Below are 24133 nucleotides of genomic sequence, written 5' to 3'. Positions count from 1 at the left end.
AATGCTGCGGCATGAAATCAGTTTTTGCACTGACGGGTTGTGAGAACTGCCCGCCTTCTCCCCCAGCCTCCTGAAGCGCAGGTTAGTTGATCGTCAGCGCACCTGTCATCGTGTATTTCGGGTTGGGATTGAAGGTGACCACGATGTCTTGCGCGCCCGTCGAAGCGTTGGCAGGGATCACAAAAGTGGCAGTTACCGTTCCCTGCGCCGGGCGTGAGATGCTGGTGCCGCTGATGCTTCCCGCCAGGGTCACGCTGGTGGGAATGAGATTGGCTGGCGGCTGTGGCGGCGTGGTGGGCAGCGTGATGGTCACGGTGACCGTGGTGCCTCGCGTCACTGTGCCGCCGGGAGCATTCGCAGTGCCATTGCCCGTCGTGCTCGTGGTGTAATCAAAGCCCGTGCTGTCAAAGCTAGCGAGCGCCGCAGCGCGGGTGATCCGGTAAAAGCGGCTGCTGTTTCCGGCACCACCCGTGTCCACGGTCTGCCCTTGATCATCACCGCTCAGCGTGCCGGCTGCCACGTTCGACCAAGTGCTGAGGTCAGTGCTGGCCTCTACCGTGTAGCTGCCACCCTCGATGCCGCTCCAGGTGATCGTGACATCGCTGCCGCCCACGGCTGGCGCATTCAGCACATCGGTTTTGTTCGGACCGCCGCTCCAGCTAGTCGTGACCGTCTCCGTGATGCTGGTGACTCCGCCGCCGGTGGGGCTGCCGTAATACTGGCGGCCCGTCGTGTAGGGATACTGGGGAGTGCCGTCGGCATTGATCGGGGTGAAGTACGCCCAGGTGCCGGAGGGATATTCCGGTGTCACACAATAGCGCACGTTCTGCTCATTCAGGTCAAAGTCGCGTACCGTCGATCCGGTCGTCTGCGTCTGGCCCAGGTCACCGCGGTAGTCGAAATCTTCAATGTAGTGCCCCCGCGCGTAGGTGGTGTTCACGACTGGCCCATATTGTGCGCTCGTCAGCGTGGTCTTGTTTTGGATGCGTTGCGCCCAGAGCGGCAGCACCTGCCGGACGGTGATGGCGGTCGTGCCGTTGGTGCCGTCCCGCAGCGTGAAGCCGGAGATCATGCGGCGCACACCGCTGGCGGCATTGGTCGGATCAGAGTAGCCATAGGGCCCGTAGATGGGCAGTCCGTCCGCCGCCCAGGCGAGAATGGGCGAGTGCTTCGTGACTGCCGCAGCGCTTTCCACGTAGCGGTTGGTGGCGGCGTTGTAGTCCACGTGATCGCCAAGCTGATAGCGCAGGCCGATGGGTTGCGCGTGGTAGTGGTAGTTGTTGCCCGCCTGATGCGCGAGCGCCGGGTCAAACGTCACTCCTTCGTTTGCCCAACCGTCGCGGTTCCAGATGCCGTCTCCGGTGAGTCCATTGATCGGTGTGGCGTCTGTCGCGCTCGCATTCACATAGGAAAAGGCGTCCCGGCTGTCGAAAATGGACACGCCATTGACCGCGCGGCCCGTGGCGCCGAAACCCGTGCTCGTCTTGGTGACGGGAATCACCGGCGTGCGCGGGATGCGGTAGATCGTGGCCGTGTTGGAGGGGAAGTTGGGAAAGTTCTGCGTCTTCGACGAATCCAAATACCACGGCCCCATCATGTGGCTGGCCAGGCCGGTGGTACGGATGTACACCCAGGAGGTGGAATAGAGGATCTCGCTCACCCCCGCGTAGGTGGGGCTGCTTTGCGTGCCGGAACCCCGGCTCCAGGTGGTGGACTTTGTGCCGGCGCTTTCGGCGCTGGTGTCCTGGTAAAGACGGGCGTACTGCCCCGAGTCGGCCGTGTACCAAGAGGAGAGCTGCGGATCTGCATGCGCCGTGGTGGCGGCGAGCAGCAGGAGTGAAACAAGGCGCGTTGTCATGGTCGGGGAGGAGTTGATTGCTCAATCAAAGACCGCCGACATGAACCCCAACTCCCGGATGAGATGAATTTGCGTTTATTTTTTTGCATGCGCCGGACGGTGTTGGGGTTGGCCGCAGTAGATGGCCCGTCCTCGGCAATCCTGTCGCAGGGTCAGGGTTTCACATCGCGCAGATTGACCATGAGCAGGTGCCGCACTCGCGGTGGTTCGGCACCACGGTGAAAGCTCTGCACGGCCAGCTCGGTGCGCTGGTCCTCCATGGTGGCGCGCTCATGCTGCCGGAGGTGCTCGGCCCAGGAGCCGACGAGGAAGGTTTCCCGGTAGTGGGTGGGATCTTCCAAGTCTGCGAAGAGGGAGCAACGGAATGCGCCGTCGCGCAGGCGTACCTCGCGCAGATGCAGCATGGCGGCGCGGAATGCGGGTGCTTCTTTGGGATCGATGTGATACTCGATGGTGATGAGGACCGGGCCGTCGCTGGGGGCGGGTTCGGTGGTCATCGCGCTGTGAGGCAGCATGTGGCCGGAAGGAGAGAGGTCCAGTTTTTCCACATGACTGATGGGCAGCAGGCGTGCGAGCAGAGCGCTGATGAGAAGGCAGCCTGCGGCAATGCCGAGCGTGATGGGCGCATTGAACTGGCTGGTGAGCTGCCCCCAGGTCAGGGCACCGATGGCAAAGGCACCCTGCATCACGACCAGATAAATAGCGGAGCTGCGGGCGCGCACCCAGTTGGGGAACACGCTTTGGGAGGCGACGCTGAAGGTGTTCATGCCGCTGATCCAGGCCGCACCTGTGACCATGAGGACGAGACCCATGGCGATCTTTCCAGGCACGAGCGCGAGGATGGCCGTCATGGCTGCGGAGACCACGCTGGCTCCGAAAAGCACATGATCGAACGAAAAGCGCTCGCGTAGTTTAGGCAGCCACACCAAGGCCATGAGGATGGCGCCGCCGCCGTAGCAGCCCATGAGGATGCCGAAATCTGCGGCGGCCCATTGGCGTGAATGAACGATGATCGGCAGCAGCACCACCGGAGCCACAGCGGCAAACATGTGAATGCCGCCACGGCAGAGGACGGCCTGCATGGAGCGGGCATGGCGCGCGTAGCGGATGGCGGCGGCCATGGCACCGAGCATCTGCTCCTGCTGGGCGCTGCGGGGCGTGGCGATGTAGCTGCCGGTGCACATCACCCCGATCACCGCGAGGAAGGACAGGGCATTGAGCGCAAACACCGGCGCAGGCCCCAGGGCCGCGAGCAGCAGGCCGCCGAGGATGGGGCCGAGTGAGCGGGCGATATTGAAGCCCACGCCATTGAGTGCAATGGCGGGAGACAGTTGCTCACGGCCCACGACTTCCGGGATCAGGGCCTGCCAGGCGGGCATGGTGAAGGCTGCGGCGACGCCGAGCTGAAAGGTGGCGAGAAGCAGCAGGGTCTGGGTGAGAGCGCCGTACCATGCCAGCAGCGCCATGCCGACGGCGGTGAGAAGGGCTCCTGTTTGCGCGATCAGGATCAAGCGCCGCCGGTCCACCAGATCTGCCAGTGCTCCGGCGGGCAGGGCCAGCAGGAAGAGCGGCAGGCTCGACATCGTCTGCATCAAGGACACGAGGTAGGGCGAACTCGTCATCGTGGTCATCGTCCAGACGGCGGCCGTGTCATTCATCGTGGTGCCGATGTTTGAGCCGATGCTGCCCAGCCACATGGCACGATAGACAGGATTGCGGAGCGGGGACCAGGCTGACATGTGTATGCAGCATAACGTTTTTGCACGGCTGCGCGACTGTGCAATTCGTTTCCCGCAAGGGCTGGCGCGAATGCGTGACAAGGGACTGCTGGCCAGCGGCGTATGATTGCCTACTGTTCTGTCATGTTTACCCGCCGCCAGCTTCTGCAAACCGCCGGACAAGGCTTCGGCGCGCTCGCGTTTCATTCGCTGGCCAGCGCGGAGACGGCGCACCGTTCCCAGGTGGTGGTGCCCAAGGCCAAACGCGTGGTGCAGCTCTTCATGGGTGGAGCTGCCAGCCACATCGACCTCTTTGATTACAAGCCGGCGCTGATCAAGCACCACGGTGAAGACGCTGACTTTGGCGAGAAGGTGGAGGCGTTTCAAAACGGGCTCGGGCCATGGAAGAAACCGGTGTGGGACTTCAAACCCTATGGCCAGAGCGGCCGGATGCTGAGCGATGCCGTCGCGCCGCTGGGCGCCTGTGCGGATGACATGGCCTTTGTGCACAACATGGTCGGCAAGACCGGTGTGCATTCGCAGGGCACGCTGCTGCAGGCCACGGGATTCAATCTGCCGGGCTTTCCGGGTGTGGGCTGCTGGGTGAGCTACGCGCTGGGCTCCATCAGCGACAATCTGCCGACGTTTGTCGTGCTGCCGGATCATCGCGGATTCGCCTCAAACGGGCCGAAGAACTGGGACAGCGCGTTTTTGCCCTCGCAGCATGCGGGGACGATCATTTATCCCGGTGCGGAGACGCCCATCGCGGATCTGTTTCCGCACAAGGCCGGGCGCTACATCAGTGCGAAGGCCGACCGCGAGGGATTTGCGCTGCTGGAGCAGCTCAATCGCAAACACATGGCCGCGCATCCGGAAGACTCGCGTCTGGAAAGCCGCATTCAGAGCTATGAACTTGCCGCGAAGATGCAGATCGCTGCGCCGGAGGCTTTGGATATCTCGAAAGAGTCTGACGCGATGAAGGCGATGTACGGCATTCAGGAGCATCGCAAAGTCTGGCCCACGGAAATCAATCCCGAAGAAGAGGCCGACTACATGGGCCGCAAGTGCCTGGCCGCGCGCCGTCTGCTGGAGCGCGGCGTGCGCTTTGTGCAAATCTGGAGCGGCAATGACAATGGCTTTCCCCGCCGCAACTGGGACAGCCACGAAGATGTGGAGCGCGACCACGGCCCGCTCGCCTGGGGCATGGCGAAGGCGGTGTCAGCGCTGATTCTTGATTTGAAACAGCGTGGTTTGCTCGATGACACGATCATCCTTTGGACCACCGAGTTCGGCCGCATGCCCAGCACGCAGGGCGGTAAAGGCCGCGATCACAATCCTTATGTGTTTACCAACTGGCTCTGCGGTGGCGGTATTCAGGGCGGCGTCACTGCTGGTGAGAGTGACCAGTGGGGGTATAAGCCGCTGGATCGTGCGAACCCTACCACGTGCTATGACATCCATGCCACGATGATGCATCTGCTGGGCATTGATCACACGCAGCTGACCTTCCGCCATAATGGTATTGATCGGCGACTGACGGATGTGCATGGGCAGGTGATCCGGGGGCTGGTGGGTTAAAACAGGATGTTCGACACGAACCGCTGCACGTGCTGCGTCTGTTTGCGATGCTTTCGGGTGACGGCGACGACATCGCGTTCGAAGCGTTCCGGGAAGGGCAGGGTGACGATGGATTCCTTTCTTCGATAAAGTGCGAGTGCGCGGCGAGGGACGAAGGCGAGGCCGAAGCCGGAGGCGACGAGGTTGATGATGAGATCGAAGCTGTCCAGTTCCATCGTGGGTTGGAGATCGAGGTGCTGGCGCTTCATCCAACGGCGGAGGTTTTTGCCGGTGTGCGTGCTGGAGTCGATGTGGAGCCAGGGTTGCTGCGCCATCCAAAGCCGGAATGGTTCGGCGCGTTTGACGGGCGCTTTGGCCGCGATCATGGCAGGCGCGATCAATTCAAAGGCGTCTTTGAAACGGTGAGTGACCTTGATGGAGTCTGGCAGTGGCGAGGGTGGACACATGACACCGACGTTGATCTCGCCTGCATCCAGTGCGGTGAGAATGGAACTGCTGGTGTTGTAGCTGATGCGGCACACGACTTCGGGATGACGCTGGTGATTGGCATGAAAGAGTCCGGGCATGTGCGCCATCGCCAGCGTGCGCGAGACACTGACTCGGACTTCGGGACGGACGGAGCCAAACTCTGCCTGTAACCCGTCCAGCGCCGAGGCAACACCGCCAATGAGGCGTGCGGCTTCAGCGGCGAGAAAGAGGCCTGCTTCGGTAATTTCGACAGACCGCGTGGTGCGGTTGATGAGAGCTAGGCCGAGGCGTTCCTCCAGCGACTGCATTTGTCGTGTGAGGGCGCTTTGCGAAAGCCCGGCCTCGCGTGCGGCTCGTGTGAAACTGCGGTGTTTTACGACGAGGTGAAAGAGGTGCAGGGCGTAGAGGTCGAAAGGTTTCCGGGCCAGGTATTGTTGCATCTAGAGCAACAATAGCTGAATTTAATGCATTTCACGCAAATAATCTAAGGTGCGACAGCATGGGCGCAGACACCCCCGCTTTTACCCATGCCCAATATTGAAGACCGTCTCCCTCAAAATGTATCAGGCCGTTTCTACGTCGATAGCAGCTGCATTGACTGCGATTTATGCCGCGGCAATGCACCCGATTTTTTCCGCCGCGATGACGAAATCGGTTATAGCATTGTGTTTCGTCAGCCGGTGACAGAGGCCGAGTTCCAGATCTGTGTGGAGGCGCAGGATGGATGCCCCACAGAATCGATTGGGCAGTCTAGCCAGTGACGAAATCCAGAATCTGTTTGAGAGCTTGCTGCACGGGGCCCGTAGTGAAGGCATGAACAAGCTTATCACTTTCCTGGCGCTGCTGACATTCCCGGCCTTCGGCGAATCTCTGCGGCTCGCGACGTTTCGTGCGGATGTCACGCCGCTGGTCGGTGCGCCGCTGTGCGGTGGATTGGTGAAGCCGGTGGCGGGGGTGAGTGAGCCGCTGCTGGCGCTGGGGGTGGTGATTTTGAGCGATGACAAGCCGGTGGTGCTGTGTGCGGTGGACTGGTGTGAGATTCGCGCGGGGGATCATGTACACTGGCGGGAAGTGCTGGCGCAGGCGGCGGGGACGACGCCGGAACGCGTGGCGGTGCAGAGTCTGCATCAGCACAATGCGCCGATTGGGGATGCGGTATCGCATCGGTTGCTGGCGGGTTTTGCTTCGCCGCCAAAGGTGATGGATCTTGAGTGGGCGGAGCGTGCGCTGAAGGGCGTGGCGGCGAGCCTTGAGGCGGGGCTGAAGAAGGCGGTGCCGCTGACGCACATCACGCATGGCAAAGCGGCGGTGGAGAAGGTGGCGTCCAACCGCAGGATCATGGGTGATGATGGGAAGGTGGCGAAGATGCGGCTGAGCTCCACGAAGGATGCGGCGCTGCAGGCGCTGCCGGAGGGACTGGTCGATCCGCTGCTGAAGACGATCAGCTTTTGGAACGGCGAGAAGAAGCTGGCGGTGCTGCACTACTACGCGACGCATCCCATGAGCTACTATGGCGATGGCATGGTGACGTATGACTTCGTGGGCACTGCACGTGAGCGGCGCACGCAGGATGATGGTGTGCCGCATCTGTATTTCACCGGCTGTGGTGGCAACATCGGGGCAGGCAAATACAATGACGCCAGCAAGGAGGCCCGGGCGAGACTGGGGGAGAACATTCATGCGGCGATGGTGAAGTCCGAGCAGCAGATGAAACGCGTGCCTCTGACGAAGATCGAATGGCGCGCGCGTCCCGTGGTGCTGAAAGCGAATCCCGAGTTTCCGGAAGAGCGCATGCTGAAGGTGTGTGAGAACGCGATGGCTGTGGCCTCGACGCGCATCAGTGCCGCGTTTCGCGTGGGCTTCGCCCGCCAGAGTGCCGCAGGTGTGCCGATCCAGTTTACGAGCCTGCATCTTGGAGATGACGTGTGCCTTCTCCATCTGCCGGGGGAGACTTTCATCGAGTATCAGCTCTTTGCGCAGCAGCAGCGGCCCGGCGGATTTGTCGCCACGGCGAGTTATGGTGACGGTGGGCCGGGGTACATCCCGCTGGAAAAATCTTTCGCCGAAGGAGGCTACGAGCCGACGCAGGCCTTTGCGGCGCCGGAGTCAGAAAAGGTGATGCGGGAGACGATCGTTGAATTGCTTCGCGCGAAGTGACAGGTTGTGATCAGCTTCAGCCCTGAAGCGTCCAGCGACCGAGCTCCTGGAAAGTCTTTCTTTTCATGATGGCCTTGAGCAGGACGATTTCGTGCACCGTCCAGATCACGGGTTCCACATATTCCTCTTTAACGATGGTGTCATCGTACAGCAACGTGACATGCGGCGTAAAGTGTCCGGCGGGCTTGCCCATTTCGCGCTTCAATCGGGAGGCGAAAGCTCGCAAGGCTTCATTGCCTTCACGGTCTGCGAGGACACAGGGACAATTGGATTTCTTCTCTGAGAAGCTTTTCACCCGGTCAAAGCGCACCTCAAATGGACTGACGCCCTTCACCACTTTGGCCGCGACCATTTGAGCCATCTGGACGGAGCGCTCCAATGCATGTGGGGCATGATCGAAAGTATGCAGGGTGACATGGAAGCGCCCCGTGGGGCGGGGAGCACCCTTGAGCCCGTGTCTAGCCTTCACCTCGCACGCGCAGCGGGCGATCTGCTCCGCAGCCACCTGATCAGGAAGGATGGCCAGAAAGACGCTGGTGACCGGCTGCTCTTCAAGGGCGGCGGGCATGTCGGAAAATAGGAACTGGTCGTTCATGGACAGGGCGGACGAAGGGGCGGGACACTCAGCGAGCCTGATGACAATTCAATGCGCGATGATGTTCATCGTCCGCCTTTGTGTATTGCAGTCCGCTTGAGCATGGTGTCGATTTGGAGCTCTTCCTCCCATGATCCTCGACACTCTTGAAAACTCCGCCCGCTACGAATCCCTGAATTCTCGCTTTGCCAAGGCCTTTGCCTATCTGCGCACCGTGGATGGCACGCAGCCGCTGGGGCGGTTTGATCTGGATGGGGATGACTGCTTTGCGCTGGTGCAGACGTATGAGACGAAGCCGATGGAGAAGGCGAAGTTTGAGGCGCATCGGAAGTACATTGATGTGCAGTTTATCTACAGCGGTCGGGAAACGATCCTGTGGGCACCTCTGGCGGCGATGAAGGAGGAGACGATGGCTTACAACGAGGAAAAAGAGGCCGCGCTGTGGAAACTGATCCCCGATGTGACCCCGCTGCACATGAGCGGCGGTCACTTTGCCATTCTTTACCCGGAGGATGCGCATGCGCCCTGCATCGAGTGGGAAAAGCCGGAGCAGGTGTTCAAAGTGGTGATCAAAGTCGCGGTGGAGTAATCCGTCGCAAAAACGGGCTTTCTGGGGGCGTAGGTTTGTTCCCCCCTGATGAAGCTGACGCCTGCTGTTCTTTTTTGCTCCCTCGCCGTGACCGTTCGCGGCGCGGAGCGCCTGCTCACGTTTGAAAAAGACGTGCGCCCCATCGTGAAGGCCCACTGCACGCACTGCCATGGGGAGGAGGAGAAGCCGGAGGGCGGGGTGGATCTGCGGCTGCGGCGCTTCATGGACCTGAAGCTGGATAGCGGCAGCCATGTCGTCGTGGCGGGGCAGCCGGCGCAGAGTGAACTGGTGCGCCTGATCAAAAACGGCGAGATGCCGAAGAAGGGCAAGCAGGTCTCCGAGGCGGAGCTGGCGATCATTGAGCAATGGATCGCGCAAGGGGCCAAGACCGCGAGGCCTGAGCCGCTGGCGCTGGCTCCCGGGCCGATGATTTCTGACGATGACCGCGAGTACTGGGCCTTTCAGCCGGTGAAGCGTCCTGCGGTGCCTGCCAAGGTGGATGCCAAGAAGGTGCGCACGCCTGTGGATGCCTTTCTGCTGAAATCGATGGCGGACAAGGGGCTTAACTTTGCGCCCGAGGCTGACCGGCGGACGCTGATTCGCCGAGTGACGCTGGATCTCACCGGACTGCTGCCGACACCGGAGGAGGTGGAAGGCTTTGTGAATGACAAGTCACAGCTGGCCTATGAGCAGTTGGTGGAGCGACTGCTGGCCTCCAAAAACTACGGCGAGCGCTGGGCGCGCCATTGGTTGGATGTGGTGGGCTATGCGGACTCCAACGGCTATTCGGAGGCTGACTCGGTGCGGCCCCAGGCGTGGCGTTATCGGGATTACGTGATCCGTGCGATGAACACGGACAAGCCGTGGAGCGAATTCATTCAGGAGCAGCTGGCGGGTGACGAACTGGCCGGGGCGACGCATGCGGACTTCCAGCAGGCGGTGCTGGATCCGCATCGCACCGATCAGCTCATTGCCACCGCATTCCTGCGCATGGCACCCGATGGCACAGGCGATGCGCCTGATGATGCGAAGCTCGCTAAGAACCAGGTCATCGCCGAGCAGATGAAGGTCACGACTTCGTCGCTCATGGGCATGACGGTGGCCTGTGCACAGTGCCACGATCATCGCTACGATCCGATCACGCAGGCCGACTATTACCGGCTGCGTGCCGTGTTTGATCCGGCCTACAACTGGGAGGCCTGGCGGGCCCCGGCGCAGCGGCTGTACTCACTTTACACTCCTGAAGAGCGCGCCAAGGCGGCGGAGATTGAAGTCAAAGCCAAGGAGATCGAGGTCGAGGCGCGTGCGATGAGTAAAAAGTTCCTCGATGAAATTTTCGAGGTTGAGATCAAGAAGGTGCCGGAGGCGGAACAGGCAGCTTTCCGCATCGCCCGTGACACGCCGGTCGCCAAGCAGACCCCGGAGCAGAAGACGCTCATCAAAAAGTATCCTTCCGCGCTCGCGACCTACTCACTCGATCTCTACGACAAGAAGAAGCAGGACATCGTGGATGCGAAGATGGCCGAGGCCAAAAAGCTGCGCGAGACGAAGCCGGTGGAAGGCTTTGTGATGGCGCTGACGGAAGTGAAGGGCCAAGTGCCGGTGACCAAGCTTTTCAATCGTGGCGATCACGATCAGCCCAAGCAGGCTTTGACCCCCGGTGAGCTGAGCATTCTGGCCAGTCCGCAGATTGAGCCCTTCAAACCAGTGCCGGTGAGCAGCGGGTCCAGCGGGCGTCGCCTGGCCTATGCGCAGTGGCTTACCAGTGGCAAGCATCCGCTGACCGCGCGTGTTTTGGTGAACCGCTTTTGGATGAATCACATGGGACGTGGCATCGTGAACACGCCGGGTGATTTCGGCCGACAGGGCGAGCTGCCCACGCATCCGGAGCTGCTCGACTACCTCGCTGATGAGTTTGTGAAGAGCGGCTGGAAGCTGAAATCGCTGCACCGCCTCATCATGCTGAGCAGTGCCTACCGGCAGTCTTCGGTGAACAACGCTTCGTTGCACAGCGACCCTGAGAACAAGCTCTACGCGCGTTTCAAACTGCGCCGTCTGGATGCCGAGACACTGCGCGACTCCTTGCTGGCTGTGACCGGCACGCTGGTGCAGTCGAGCTATGGTCCGCCGAGTGGCATTGGTCGTGATCCGCAAGGCCGCGTCGTCACCGGCATCGACAAAGGCACGATTACCCTGAACAAGGTCGATCCGGGTGGTGCGGACGATTTCCGCCGCTCCATTTACGTGCAGGTGCGCCGCAGCAAACCCGTCACCGTGCTCGACACCTTTGACGCGCCCGTCATGACGCCGAACTGCGAGTTGCGTGCGCAGACCACCGTCGCCCCGCAGTCTCTGCTGCTGATGAACGACACCTTCGTGCTCGACAGCTCGCTCCGCCTCGCTGGCCGCCTGGAGGCTGCGGCCCCTGGGAATCGCACGGAGCAGATCAAGCGCGCCTGGGAGCTGCTTTTTGGCAAACCGGCGACACAGGCCGATGTCACACGCGGCATCGCGTATCTCGATGAGCAGACCAAGGCGCTCACGCAGTATCACCACGACATTCAGCATCCGAAAGGCGTCGTGCCCAATCCGCCTCAGGAGGCCATGGCAAGCCTGTGCCAGATCCTTTGCAGCTCAAACCGCTTCCTCTACGTCGAATAATGAACCGCCCCCAGCTCTGCTCCCGCCGTCATTTCCTGCACGCCAATGGCTACAGCCTTGGCACCTTGGCGCTTGCCTCATTGCTGGAGCGCGATGGCTTGCTTGCCGCACCGGTGAAGCCCGAGAGCATCACGGGTGAGATGCGTTACGATCTGCACCCGAAGAAGCCGCACTTTGAGCCGCAGGCGAAGGCGATGATCTCGATGTTCATGATGGGCGGGCCGTCGCAGATGGACCTGTTTGATCCGAAGCCGATGCTCACGAAGTACGACGGGCAGAAATTTCCCGGTGAGATCAAGTATGACAACCTTGCGCAAGCTTCGTCGAAATGCTTTGGCTCGCCATGGAAGTTCCAGAAACATGGCGAGTGCGGCATGGAGATCAGCGAACTGCTGCCGAATCTGAGCAAGGTGGTGGACGAGATCACGCTGATCCGCTCGATGACCTCCGGGGTGAGCAATCACGCGCAGGGGCTGTATGCGATGAATGGTGGCCGAATCACCGCCGGGCGTCCGGCGCTGGGTTCGTGGCTGACTTACGGTCTCGGCAGCGAGACGGACGAACTGCCCGCCTACATGGTGCTCTCGCATCCCGGTGGTCTGCCCACTTTCAGCGGTGAGCATTTCACCAATGGCTGGCTGCCTTCGCTGTTTCAGGGCACGCTGGTGCGCGCCACCGAGCCGCGCATTTTGAATCTCGATCCGCCGCCCTCGCTGGCCGGTGCGCCGCAGCAGCGCCAGCTGGATTTGTTGAAGGCTTTCAATGAGGACCACCTCGCCCTGCACCCCGGCGAGCTTGATCTGCAGGCGCGTATTTCCAGCTATGAGCTTGCGGCCAAGATGCAGGTGGCTGCCAAGGAGGCGCTCGATATTTCGAAGGAGCCTGAGTACGTCAAAAAACTCTACGGCGTCGATAATCCGATCACCAAAGATTACGCCACACGCTGCATCATCGCGCGCCGTCTTGTCGAGCGCGGTGTGCGCTATGTGCAGGTGCTCAATGCGGGCCAGTCATGGGATCAGCATGGTTCGCTTATCACGGCGCTGCCGAAGAACTGCCAGGCCACCGACCAGCCTAGTGCTGCGCTGCTGATTGATCTCAAGCAGCGTGGTCTGCTTGATTCTACAGTTGTTCACTGGGGCGGCGAAATGGGGCGTCTGCCCGTGCTGCAAAATGATGCGGGCCGCGACAAGTGGGGCCGCGACCACAACACCTACGGCTTCAGCATGTGGATGGCCGGCGGCGGATTCAAGAAAGGCTATGTGCATGGCGAGACGGATGAATTTGGCCACAAGGCGGTCATCGACGAAGTGAGGCACTTCGACTATCACGCCACGCTGCTGAAAACCTTCGGCCTCGACCACACCAAGCTGACCTACAAGCGCAACGGCCTCGCCGCATCGCTCACGGACAACCAGGGCGCCAAGGTGGTGGATGAACTGCTGGCCTAACATTTGACCAGCGATCATTCGACATGACTGCCGCCGCTGATCCGAATCCACTGCATCGTTCGGCGACCTGGAAGTGGACGATCTGCGGCCTGCTGCTGCTCGCCTCGGCGATCAACTACATGGACCGCCAGACGCTAGCGAATGCGGCGGTGCGCATCACCAAGGAGTTCCGTCTTTCGCAGGAGCAGTATGGCCACATCGAGGCGGTGTTTGCCTACGCCTTCGCGGCGGGGTCCATTGTTTTTGGCTGGGCGGCGGATCGTTTCTCTGTGCGCTGGCTGTATGCCATCGTGCTGACGATGTGGTCGCTGGCCGGACTGGCGACGGGTTTTGTGCACAATGAGCAGGAGCTGCTATGGTGCCGCATGGCGCTGGGATTTTTTGAGGCTGGCCACTGGCCCTGCGGCATCCGCACCACGCGGGCGCTGCTGGATGCGCGGGAGCGTTCCTTCGGCAACAGCGTGCTGCAAAGCGGCACCTCCGTGGGCGCGATCATCACGCCGCTGATCATGAGCGGGCTCATGACGGCCGAACTGGGGAGCTGGCGCACGGCGTTTCAAGTGGTCGGCATCACCGGCTTTGGCTGGCTGGTGCTGTGGTTCGCACTCGTGCGCAAGGCGGACCTGCCTGCGCCGGTTCGTTTGAACGAGACCACTGACAAAAGCGATGACACCAGCCTGTGGAGCCTCCTTTTCAGCCGTCGCATGCTTATCATCTTTGTGGTCATCGCCGGGATCAATACGACGTGGCAGATTCTGCGTGCGTGGCTGCCCAAAATTTTGCAGGAAGGTCGTGGATATACTGAAGCGGAGACGCTGTGGTTCACTTCGGCCTGGTATGTGGCCACGGATGTCGGCTGTCTCGGTGCGGGGGCGCTCGCTGTGTGGCTGGGTCGGCGCACACTGTCCGTGCATGCGGCGCGTGTGATTGTCTTTGCGGGTTGTGGGGCCTTGTGCGCCTCCTGCGGTCTCACGCCGTGGCTTGAGCATGGGTGGGTCCTGCTCACAGTGTTCATGCTCGCGGGTGCCGGGGCGCTGGGCGTGTTTCCTTTGTATCATGCTTTCACGCAGGACCTTTCGGGAAGGCATCAGGGCAAGATCACCGGCATTGCCGGAGTCGTCGCGTGGGTGCTGCCGGCGCAGGCGCAGCAGTTTTTTGGCAGGCTCGCGGATCGCACGCACTCGTTTGATCAGGGGCTGATGCTGGCCTCGTGCCTGCCTCTCATCGCGGTGCTGCCGCTGTGGTTGTTTTGGGAAAACAAATCTGAACGTTCTTCATCATCATGAGCTCATCATCCTGGACCCGCAGATCCTTCCTCATGGCCAGTGCCGCTGCAGCAGCCACGGCTCATGCCGCACCCACGCCAGCACGCAAAAAAGTCGCGCTCATCGCCACAGTGATGTTCAAGAACTCGCATGCGATGCATTTCGTGGACCGGCTTGCCATGGGCTACGTGTGGGCCGGGCAGTGGCTGCCGCCTCAAACGGATCTGGTGTCGTTGTACGTTGCGCAGTTTCCAGAGACCGATCTCGCGCGCGGGCGTTCCGAGCGTTATCACATTCCGATTTATTCCAGCATCGCCGAGGCGCTGACGCTAGGCACTGGGAAGCTCGCGGTGGATGGGGTCGTCCTCATTGGTGAGCACGGCGACTTCCCTGAAAATGAGAAAGGGCAGACGCTGTATCCGCGCTACGAGTTCTTCAAAGAAATCGTGAAAGTCTTTGAGGCCAGCGGTCGCAGTGTGCCCGTCTTCAACGACAAACATCTCTCCACTGAATGGAGCAAATGCACCGAGATGGTGGCCGATGCTAAACGGCTGGGTTTTCCATTTCTCGCGGGATCATCACTGCCCGTGACGCGTCGTCTGCCTGCGGTGGATCTGCCATGGGGCACGCCGCTGGCTGAGAGCGTGGCGGTCGGCTACGGTGGTGTCGAGAAATATGATTTCCACGGTCTCGAAACCGCGCAGTGCATGTCCGAGCGCCGCCGTGGTGGTGAGGTGGGCATCAAGAGCGTGCTGGCCCTGCGGGGCGCGAAAATGTGGGAGCATGCCGCCATGCGGAAGCAGACGCAGCGCCTGCTCGCTGCTGCACTCACGCGCAGCCACACCTGGCCGGTGGAAGGGTATCCTTTGGAGCCGGTGAGCTTTGAGTGGGCGCGCAAAACCTTTCCTGATGCTTTTGCTTACTTCATCGAACATCGTGACGGCTTCCACACCACGCTCTTCATGCTGCCGGTGCGGGACTTCAACTATGCGGGCCTGAACTCAGAGACGGGCGAGATCACCTCCTGCCAGATGTTTCTGCCGATGCCGGGATCGAGTTCGACCACCGCCGACTTTTTCAATCCGCTTGTCCATCACATCGAGGACATGATCTTGCACAACCGTGCGCCCTATCCTGTGGAGCGTACACTGCTGACTTCCGGCATGCTGATCGCGGCGGTGGAGTCGTTGTATCGCAAAGGTGAGGTCATTCAGACACCGGAGATGGGGGTGGCCTACACAGTGCCGAAGGAGTCGCTGTACTGGCGCGAGTGACCGGGAAAATCATTGCAGTGGAAGGCGCAGGCAGGCGGCTTCGCGGTCATTGCGCACGCCGGGTTTCCAGCTCATGGTCTGGGTGGGGTGCTCACGGCTTACCTTACGGCAGCGAATGTTCTGATCAAGTCAGCGGCGGCCAACTCCGTGAAATTTTTTGATCGGATATTACCATTTTTTGCGGGCAGGGTCACAGAGAGATGGCTTTCTGGCGACGTTGGTTCCTTTGCATGAACTCATTCCGCATCATCGCCACGCCTGCTGCTCAAGACCGATGAAGTCCTTCGCCACCATGGCATGTCTGTTCACCGCCTCAGTCATGGGAGCGGAGGACATCTTCGTCTCAAAGTTGGAGCCCTTGCTGAAACAGCGCTGCTTTGAGTGCCATTCGCATGAGACAAAAATCAAAGGCGGCCTTGCCCTTGACTCGAAGTCAGGCTGGGAAAAAGGAGGCGAGAGCGGACCCGCCATTGTTCCAGGGAAGCCGGAAGCAAGCCTGCTGATGCAGGCGCTGAGTCATGCAGAAAAGGATGTCAAAATGCCGCCGAAGAAGATGCTTCCTGCCGCCGAGATCGAGGTGTTTGCGGAATGGATTCGGCTGGGTGCTCCCGATCCGCGCGTGTCAGAAGTCAAGAACAGCCAGGATCTTGCAGCAGGCGACAGTTGGGATGCTGAGTTCCACAAGCGCCTCGACTGGTGGAGCCTCAAGCCCATGCGCAAAGTCGAACCGCCGAAGGTGGATGATGTGGCATGGTCAAAAGAGCCGGTGGATCGTTTCGTGCGTGCGGCGCTGGCGGCCGCCAAACTCCAGCCTGCGCCCCCTGCGGAGCCTGGCGTGCTGAGGCGGCGGCTTGCATTTGTGCTGACGGGGCTGCCGCCATCCTCGGCATCAGTATCCTTGTCTGACGAGGCCTACGTGGACATGCTGCTGCAAAGCCCGCGCTTTGGGGAGCACTTCGCACGGCATTGGATGGACGTCGTGCGCTACACGGACACCTATGGCTACGAATGGGACAATCCGGCCAAGGGTGCCTATGAGTACCGTGACTACCTCATCCGCGCCTTCAATGACGACATCAGTTTCGCTCAGTTCCTGCGCGAGCAGATCGCGGGAGATCTTCTGCCGAGGCCGCGAATCAACACCGACTCCCAAACCAACGAAAGCCTCATCGGCCCCATGTTTTATCATCTGGGCGAACATCGCCACGGCAGCAGCCTGATGTTCAACGGCATTCACCAGGAGATGGTGAACAACAAGATCGACGCGTTTTCCAAAGCTTTCATCGCCACCACCGTGGCCTGCGCACGCTGCCACGATCACAAGCTCGAAGCCGTCTCGCAGCATGACTACTACGCTCTTGCCGCCATCTTCACGACACCGCGCTGGACTTCCCGCGTGATCGATGCGCCGGGGAAAAATGATGCGGCCATCGCAAAGCTCAAAGACCTGCGCGCGGCGATCCGCACCGAGGTGGCAGCAGCGTGGAAAAAGCCGTTCGCGGCGGCCTTCCTCAAACAGTGGGCGGAGTCGCACAGCAGCGTATTGAAAGGCGTCGGTGCGCCGCTTGCAGCGCCAGGTCAATTCACACAAAAAGCTGTCGAGTGGCGCAAGGCCCGCGTGGCCGCGCAAAACGCCAACGCCATTTTCAAACCGTTGGCTGATCCCGCCAAGGCGCAGTTACCCGACGGATGGGTGATGGAGGGCGACGGGATGAAGCACGGCTTTGCTGAAGAAGGCACGCTTCTCATAGCTCTTGAAGGCGATGCCGTTATTGCGTGCATTCTGCCGCGTGGCTGGCACACGCATGCCTTGTCTTCCAAGCTGCCCGGAGCGCTGCGCATGCCGCCTGAGCATCTCATCCCGGGCAGGTTCGTGAGCCTTGACCTCGCAGGCGGGGAATTCGGCGGTCAGCTTGTGGTCGATGACCATGCGTTTCAAAACGAAACCATCGCTTTCTACACCAACACCATTCCCGCATGGCGGACTTTTGGCGATGCCGAGCTGAAGAATGGGGTGCAGCAGGTCACGTTGGAGTTTGCCACCTCGTCGTTGAACCCGAATTTCCCACCGCGAACCGGTCTGGCAAAGGGGCTCAAAAATAACGATTTCGGCTACGATAAACGCAGCTGGCTGAGCGTCTGTGGCATTGTCTCCCATGACAAGGCAGGCATGCCGCAGGATGAACAGGATTCGTTTGCTGGTTTGTATGACGGAGCCGATTCGCAGGACTCATGGCAGCGCATCGCGGCCTGGTTCAACTCTGCCGTTGCGCGGTGGTGCGAAGGCAAAACGCAGCCCGGAGATCAGCCTGTTCTAGACTGGCTGCTCAGCAGCGGTCTGCTGCCAAACAAGGCGGAACCCGGAAGCAGGCTCGCGACACTGGTGACCGAATATCGGGGCGTCGAGGCGGGCATTAATTTTCCGCGAACGGTCAACAGCATGGACCAGCGGGAAACGGCGCGCGCCAGCTACCCGCTTAACGTGCGCGGAAATGTGGATGTACCCGGCACACTGGTGCAGCCGGGATTTTTGAAAATGCTGGACCTCAGGGCGCGAGTGACGGACCGACTGACGCTCGCAGAGTCATTGCTGGATCCCGAGCATCCGCTGACGGCCCGTGTCTATGTGAATCGGGTATGGCAGTGGCTCTTCGGCACCGGACTCGTGGCCACCCCGGATGATTTCGGACGCCTTGGAGACAAGCCCTCGCATCCCGAACTGCTCGACTGGCTGGCACGCGAGTTCATTCGCGAAGGCTGGTCCACGAAGAAACTGGTGCGGCGTCTGGTCTTGAGCCAGACCTTCCGCCAGTCCGGACTCGTGGCCGATGCCGCGCGCGAACGTGATCCCGAGAACCGCTTGCTAAATCACTACCCGACACGGCGGCTGGAGGCCGAGGCCATTCGTGATTCACTGCTGGCGATCTCCGGTCGTCTAGACTCCCAGCTTTATGGCCGCCCTGTCCTGCCGTTTCGCAGTGCCGAGGATGGTGCCAAGCGCCTTTTCAGCGGTCCTCTCGATGGTCATGGCCGCCGCTCGATCTACCTGCAGATGTCCATCATGGACCCGCCGAAATTTCTCGTCGGCTTCAATCTTCCGGATTTGAAGCTGCCTGCCGGCAGACGAGACGTGACGAATGTTCCCTCCCAGGCGCTGATAATGCTGAATGATCCGTTTGTGAACGAGATGGCAAAATGCTGGGCGGCAGGTTTGTTAAAGCACCAGGACGTGAACCGCGAAGAAGGCGTGCGTCAGATGTTCGGTCAGGCTTTGGCTCGTGCGCCAGACGCAGCCGAACTGAAACGCTGGATAGACGCGTTGCAGGATTTTGGCGGTGACACGCCGGATGCATGGGAACGGCTTGCCCATGCGTTATTCAACACCAAGGAGTTTCTCTACTACCGCTGAAATGCAGCCGCATGACCATCGTCTTTGCTCGCGCCGCCAGATTCTGGCAGGTGCTGCCGCGGGCTTTGGCATGCTGGCGTTGCGTGCCATGGCAGGTGTGCCGCTGCACCGCCGAGCACGGGCGAAGAACATCATCTTCTGCTTCATGGACGGCGGTCCCAGCCATGTGGACACCTTTGATCCCAAGCCCATGCTCAAGAAGTTCGAGGGCAAAGCCATTGGCAGTGGCGCGGTGTCAAAGCGTTCGCAGTCCAATGCGGGCCGCGTCTGGTTTGGCAGTCCATGGGAGTTCAAGCAGCACGGACAGAGCGGCTTGTGGGTGAGCGAGCTTTTTCCGCACATCGCGCAGGTGGCGGACAAGCTGTGTGTCGTTCGCTCGATGGTCGGCGAACTGCCGTTGCATGGTCAGCAGAATTTGCTGCTGCACACGGGTCGCATCCTCGGTCAGGCGCCGAGCATCGGCTCCTGGGTCTCCTATGGCTTGGGCACGGAGAACCGCAACCTGCCCGGCTACGTCGTGCTCAACAACGACTGGGTGCCAAACGGCGGGCTCGAAAACTTCGGCAGTTCTTTCCTGCCCGCGAGTCATCAGGCCACCATGGTTCGCGCCAAGGGCGTGCCGGTTGATAACATTGCTCCGCATGATGAGGCGGTCATCCAACGGCGCAAACTCGCGCTGCTGGCACAGCAGGACGCCGAGTTCGCGGCGGGAGCTTCGGATGCGCAAGTCATTGAAGGAGCCATTGCGAACTATGAGACTGCGTTTCGCATGCAAAGCGCGGTTCCAGGCATTGCGGACATCACCGGCGAACCTGAATACATTCGCAGGCTCTACGGCGTGGATTCCACCGACGAACATCAGCGCTTTTATGCCACCCAGGCCCTGCGTGCGCGGCGCCTGGTGGAAGCTGGGGTGCGGTTTGTCGAAATCACCTGTCCGAGTTTCGATGGCAACAATTCGCCCTGGGATCAGCACGGGCAGATTCGCCAAAACCACGCCAAAAATGCGCGTATCACCGATCAATCCGTCGCCGCTCTCATCAGCGATCTTGATCAGCGCGGCCTGCTTGATGAAACCATCGTGCTCTGGGCCGGCGAGATGGGACGCACTCCGCATACGCCCAAAATCAGCGAGACCTGTGGTCGCGATCACCATGTGAACGGCTACAGCATCTTCATGGCCGGCGGAGGTTTCAAAGGCGGCACGGCCTTCGGCGAAACTGACGAGTTCGGCAACTCCGTCGCCAGCGATCCCGTGGACATCCATGACATCCATGCCACGCTCTTGCATCAAATGGGCGTGGATCACGAAAAACTCACCTTCCGCCACGGTGGTCGCGATCAGCGGCTCACCGACGTGCATGGGCGCGTGCTGCGTGAGTTGACAGCTTGAATTGAAACGCCGTACTCGCTCTTTCTTAGCACCATGAAATCCATCGTTGCATTCCTTTCATTGATGACTGCACACGGCCTTGCAGCCGACCCTGTCGCAGCTTGGTCCAAAGACGTCACCATCAAGCCGGTGTCATCCGTTGAAGGGCGGCACACGATTCACACATACTACCTCACCAATCCCGAAAGTCCGGATGGCAAGCGTGTGCTGTTTTTCACCTCCACCGATCCTCAGGGCCATTTCGGCGAGGTGCGGATGATCGAACGCGCCACCGGAAAGGAAACCGTGCTGGCTGACAACGTGCACACGGAGGACGCTCACCGAGTCGCATGCCAGCAGTGGCTCTCGGGTGGGAGGCGTGTGGCGTTTCATGAGGTGATCGACAAGAAATGGCGCGTGGTCGTGGTGGATGTGGAGACGTTGAAGAAAACAATCGTTGCGGAAGAACATCAGGTTGGGTTTGGCAGGCCGGACGGAGATCTGCTGCCCATGTATGGCTGCCATTGGAATCCCGGTCCGTTTCGTGATCTGGAAGTGTGGGATGCATCCACCGGCAAGACCACCACCATGGCGAAGATCAGCGAGGTGGAGGCCAAGTATGGCGACTGGCTGCAGAAGGAGTTTGCAGGCAAGCCGTGCTCCATTTTCTTTCCCGTGCTGAGTCCCGATATGAAGCGCGTGTTTTTCAAGGTCGCCGCAGGCAATGGCGGGGACGACTACATGTCCAGCAGGGCCAGCCATCGCCAGGGCACGGTGGTCTATGATTTTGAAAAAGCGGCCTGCGTCTGGCAGCGCAACCGGTGGGGCCATCCGGCGTGGACGCCTGACTCGCAGCACATCTTTGAAGCGGGAAACATTAGCTTCGACATCCAGGACAACCCAGCCAAATACACCCGCCTCAAGGATGTGCCCGTCCTCGGTGGTACGCATCCTTCGGTGAGTCCGGATGGTACCCTTATGGTTACCGACGGCCTGAGCCGCAGTGTGGGCGGCCAAAGTGATGAATGGGGCATTCAGGTGGCGGACATGCAGGGTTGCAAATGGGTGCTGCTGCAGAGCTTTGCGCAGAGCGGCGGTGCCAAATCCTGGCGGCGCAATCACCCGCATCCCGCCTTCAGCGCGGATGGCAAGCGCATCTATTACAACGTCAGCGATGGTCCCTTCACGCGCCTGATGGTGGCGGAACGTCCGTAATGTGTGGGGTGCTGGCAGCGTTGGTAGCCCATGAAAATCTTCGCCACATGGCTGTTCGCATTGTCGTTGTCCGGGTTAGTCGCGCAGGAGGTTGAGCCCAAAAGCATTCAACGCATCGTCGCCATCGAGAATGTGTGTGCGTGGCCGAATCTCACCTTGCTGCCGGATGGCACGATCATCGCCATTCTTTTCAATCAGCCGGGCCACGGCACCATGCAGGGAGATGTGGACTGCTATGCCAGCAGTGATGGTGTGAAATGGGAGAAGCGCAGCACCGTCACGCAGCATGAGCCGGACACGATCCGCATGAACCACGCGGCGGGACTGGCGAAGAATGGAGATTTGCTCGTGCTCTGCTCCGGATGGACAAACTTGAAGCAGCCGCAGCGGCCCAAGCAGGCTGATTTCCGCGATGCTGTGCTGCGCAGCTGGGTGCTGCGCTCCAAAGATGCTGGCCGCACCTGGAACAAGAGCGATGTCTTTCCCCCGACTGAGTCTGACGAATGGACCGAGCACATTCCCTTTGGCGACATCTGGACGGCGCAGGACGGTACGCTGCGCACGTCATGCTATCAGGGGCAGATCACTGATCCGACAAAATCGTCCAAGGCCAAGGGCTGGCGCTCTTGGTGTTTCCGCAGCGATGACGATGGCATCACGTGGAAGCCGCAGTCCATTATCGGTGCCACGCACAATGAGACGGACATTTTTCCCCTTGGCGGCAAAAGCTGGCTGGCTGCCGCACGCACCACGCAGATGGAGCTGTTTCGGAGCGATGACGATGGCGCGACCTGGGGTGCACCTCTCAAGGTGACCGCACGCAATGAGATCAACGGCCACCTCACACGTCTGGCAGACAAGCGGCTGTTGCTAAGCTATGGCGTGCGCATCGCCGGGCAGCACGGAGTCTGCGCGAAGTTCAGCAGCGACGATGGCAAGACATGGAGCTCTCCCATCCGTCTCGCACGCAGTGAGGTGGGAGACTGCGGCTATCCCTCCAGTGTCCAGCTCGCGAATGGCAAGATCATCACCGCCTACTACTCCAAAGCCGCGCCCGAATGTGATCATTACCACATGGGCGCGGCGGTTTGGGAGACTCCGGCACGGTGAGTCAGCGGGCTCCGGGAAAGGCGTCCGCGCCTTCGCGTGCGAGCTGTTCTTGACGCAGCTCCGCTTTGGCTCTGGCTGCATCTTCCTCAAAGACCGCCAGACCGATGACGCCCACATTGCCTGCTCCTCCGCTGGAGGCAGCTTTGGAGCGTGCCACACTGCCAAACACAAATGACCGTGCGGTCGTGTCGTTTTTGCGAAAGCCATCGACATCGTACGTTTCTTTGGGGTCCAAAATGAAGCCTCGTTGTTTCGGACTTGCGGCCTTCCCGTTGAGGACATTCAAACCATCCACGCTTAAAACGACCTCGATGCGTTTTTTGGTGCGGTTTTCGAGCCTGAATTCGTAGTGGCTGCCATTTTCACCAATCACAATGCGCTTCCCACTGGCATCATAATGCGGGAAGACGCTGCCATAGCGAACAAGACCCACCTTCAGGCGTTCTCCAGCGGCAGGAAACAAACCGCTGCGTTTGGTCATGCTGCTACCGAGGACTCCCGCCATGGCCTTCGCTCCCGCTTCGTCATTGTAATGAAATGAGTCCACCGCATCGGGTGTGTCGGATTTGCGGAGCATGCGTGTGCTCTCCAGCACGGAATACTTTTCCTGACCGGCTGAGGTGCCCAGACCGGGACGGTCCTGGATCCGAGTGGTGGAACCAGTCGCCAGTAGATGGTCGATGGACTGGTTTTGGATGGCAAAACCGCCGGATCGATTGCCTGCGGTGATGGGACCAGCACCATAAGAAAACGGCATCACCGGGTTAAGAGGAGACGCAGTTTTTGAATTCATCGAAGAGCATGACGCAATCAACGTGATGGCCAATAAAACGGAGCAGACAGCAATCGAACGGCGGAGTTGGGCTGGGTTCATAAATGCAGAAATATCAGCATTTGAAATTCTGGCAAGATTAAATGCAGAAAAATATGCATTTAAGCTGAGCGTTCGAGAATCCACCCTGCGTGGAGGCTTACAGCAATCTGCGCTTGCGATCCTGCTTAAATGCAGCATTTTCAGCACATGGCAGTCAAAGACGATCAACTTTCCAAACGTGAGCGGCAGGCGATGGACATTGTCTATCGGCTGGGCAAGGCGACGGCGGAGGAGATCCAGGAGGAAATGCCGGACAGCCCGTCCTACTCGGCGGTGCGCGCGCTGCTGAGCATCTTGGTGGGCAAGAAACTGCTCAAGCACACGCGTGAGTCGCGCCGCTATGTGTATGAACTGGCCATCTCGCGTGAAAAGGCGCGTGATACGGCGCTGCGAAAGCTCATGCGCACGTTTTTTGACGGCTCACCCGGCAAGCTGATGGCCTCCCTGCTGGAGACGAAAGACCGCAAACTGCCGCCAGAGGAAGTCGCAGCGATCCGGAAATTGCTGGACGAGCAGTCGCCTTCCTGATCCACTTTATA

18 protein-coding genes are annotated in these 24133 nt (G+C 60.3%); 13 read left to right on the top strand and 5 right to left on the bottom strand.

The window, feature by feature from the left end:
* Positions 1-82 precede the first annotated feature (82 nt).
* Both WAW39_RS28360 and WAW39_RS28355 read right to left on the bottom strand, forming a co-directional pair.
* Complete coding sequence (locus WAW39_RS28360) at positions 83-1858, bottom strand: YHYH protein (protein ID WP_422322801.1); 1776 nt, start codon at positions 1856-1858, stop codon at positions 83-85.
* Positions 1859-2010: 152 nt separating this feature from the next.
* Positions 2011-3597: an MFS transporter gene (locus WAW39_RS28355; protein ID WP_422322799.1), complete on the bottom strand. Its 1587-nt coding sequence runs from the start codon at positions 3595-3597 to the stop codon at positions 2011-2013.
* A gap of 123 nt (positions 3598-3720) precedes the next feature.
* On the opposite strand from WAW39_RS28355, the gene WAW39_RS28350 reads away from it, so the two are divergent.
* Complete coding sequence (locus tag WAW39_RS28350; protein WP_422322797.1) at positions 3721-5154, top strand: DUF1501 domain-containing protein; 1434 nt, start codon at positions 3721-3723, stop codon at positions 5152-5154.
* Here WAW39_RS28350 and WAW39_RS28345 read toward each other — a convergent pair.
* Positions 5151-6062, bottom strand: coding sequence for a LysR family transcriptional regulator (locus WAW39_RS28345; RefSeq protein WP_422322795.1), 912 nt, complete (start codon positions 6060-6062; stop codon positions 5151-5153). The genes WAW39_RS28350 and WAW39_RS28345 overlap by 4 nt on opposite strands.
* An 87-nt stretch (positions 6063-6149) precedes the next feature.
* On the opposite strand from WAW39_RS28345, the gene WAW39_RS28340 reads away from it, so the two are divergent.
* Together WAW39_RS28340 and WAW39_RS28335 are read left to right on the top strand one after the other, a co-directional pair.
* The gene (locus WAW39_RS28340; protein WP_422322793.1) at positions 6150-6383 is read left to right on the top strand and encodes a ferredoxin; all 234 of its coding nucleotides are present in this window, start codon (positions 6150-6152) and stop codon (positions 6381-6383) included.
* 52 nt (positions 6384-6435) lie between these two features.
* Positions 6436-7779: a hypothetical protein gene (locus WAW39_RS28335; protein WP_422322791.1), complete on the top strand. Its 1344-nt coding sequence runs from the start codon at positions 6436-6438 to the stop codon at positions 7777-7779.
* 16 nt (positions 7780-7795) lie between these two features.
* Here WAW39_RS28335 and WAW39_RS28330 read toward each other — a convergent pair whose 3' ends face one another.
* Positions 7796-8347 carry a 2'-5' RNA ligase family protein gene (locus WAW39_RS28330; protein ID WP_422322789.1) on the bottom strand — a complete coding sequence of 184 codons (552 nt, stop codon included), beginning with the start codon at positions 8345-8347 and terminating at the stop codon, positions 7796-7798.
* Between the two features lie 157 nt (positions 8348-8504).
* Between WAW39_RS28330 and WAW39_RS28325 the strand changes: the two genes are divergently transcribed.
* The 9 genes from WAW39_RS28325 to WAW39_RS28285 all read left to right on the top strand — a co-directional run bounded on the left by WAW39_RS28325 (position 8505) and on the right by WAW39_RS28285 (position 22720).
* Entirely contained in the window at positions 8505-8963 is a 459-nt protein-coding gene (locus WAW39_RS28325) for a YhcH/YjgK/YiaL family protein (RefSeq protein ID WP_422322787.1), read from the top strand.
* A 48-nt stretch (positions 8964-9011) separates the two neighbouring features.
* The gene (locus WAW39_RS28320) at positions 9012-11624 is read left to right on the top strand and encodes a PSD1 and planctomycete cytochrome C domain-containing protein (RefSeq protein WP_422322785.1); all 2613 of its coding nucleotides are present in this window, start codon (positions 9012-9014) and stop codon (positions 11622-11624) included.
* On the top strand, positions 11624-13075 hold the full coding sequence (locus WAW39_RS28315) for a DUF1501 domain-containing protein (RefSeq protein WP_422322783.1): 1452 nt from the start codon (positions 11624-11626) through the stop codon (positions 13073-13075). The genes WAW39_RS28320 and WAW39_RS28315 overlap by 1 nt, the downstream gene beginning before the upstream one ends.
* Before the next feature lie 23 nt (positions 13076-13098).
* Positions 13099-14361, top strand: coding sequence for an MFS transporter (locus WAW39_RS28310; protein WP_422322781.1), 1263 nt, complete (start codon positions 13099-13101; stop codon positions 14359-14361).
* On the top strand, positions 14358-15614 hold the full coding sequence (locus WAW39_RS28305; protein WP_422322779.1) for a hypothetical protein: 1257 nt from the start codon (positions 14358-14360) through the stop codon (positions 15612-15614). Before WAW39_RS28310 ends, WAW39_RS28305 begins: the two co-directional genes overlap by 4 nt.
* A gap of 274 nt (positions 15615-15888) precedes the next feature.
* On the top strand, positions 15889-19023 hold the full coding sequence (locus WAW39_RS28300) for a PSD1 and planctomycete cytochrome C domain-containing protein (RefSeq protein ID WP_422322778.1): 3135 nt from the start codon (positions 15889-15891) through the stop codon (positions 19021-19023).
* 1 nt (position 19024) lies between these two features.
* Positions 19025-20416: a DUF1501 domain-containing protein gene (locus WAW39_RS28295; protein ID WP_422322776.1), complete on the top strand. Its 1392-nt coding sequence runs from the start codon at positions 19025-19027 to the stop codon at positions 20414-20416.
* A 33-nt stretch (positions 20417-20449) separates the two neighbouring features.
* Positions 20450-21610, top strand: coding sequence for a hypothetical protein (locus WAW39_RS28290; RefSeq protein ID WP_422322774.1), 1161 nt, complete (start codon positions 20450-20452; stop codon positions 21608-21610).
* A gap of 30 nt (positions 21611-21640) precedes the next feature.
* Positions 21641-22720, top strand: coding sequence for a sialidase family protein (locus WAW39_RS28285; protein WP_422322772.1), 1080 nt, complete (start codon positions 21641-21643; stop codon positions 22718-22720).
* Position 22721: 1 nt separating this feature from the next.
* Here WAW39_RS28285 and WAW39_RS28280 read toward each other — a convergent pair whose 3' ends face one another.
* The gene (locus WAW39_RS28280) at positions 22722-23741 is read right to left on the bottom strand and encodes a hypothetical protein (protein ID WP_422322770.1); all 1020 of its coding nucleotides are present in this window, start codon (positions 23739-23741) and stop codon (positions 22722-22724) included.
* Here WAW39_RS28280 and WAW39_RS28275 point away from each other — a divergent pair, their 5' ends adjacent.
* Positions 23742-24122: a BlaI/MecI/CopY family transcriptional regulator gene (locus WAW39_RS28275; protein ID WP_422322768.1), complete on the top strand. Its 381-nt coding sequence runs from the start codon at positions 23742-23744 to the stop codon at positions 24120-24122. It abuts the gene before it with no gap.
* Positions 24123-24133 lie beyond the last annotated feature (11 nt).

The organism is Prosthecobacter sp. (genome assembly GCF_049294395.1).
Taxonomy (GTDB): Bacteria; Verrucomicrobiota; Verrucomicrobiia; order Verrucomicrobiales; family Verrucomicrobiaceae; genus Prosthecobacter.
The sequence above is the reverse complement of the archived record's forward strand: the minus strand, read 5'-3'. Positions and strand labels throughout refer to the sequence as shown.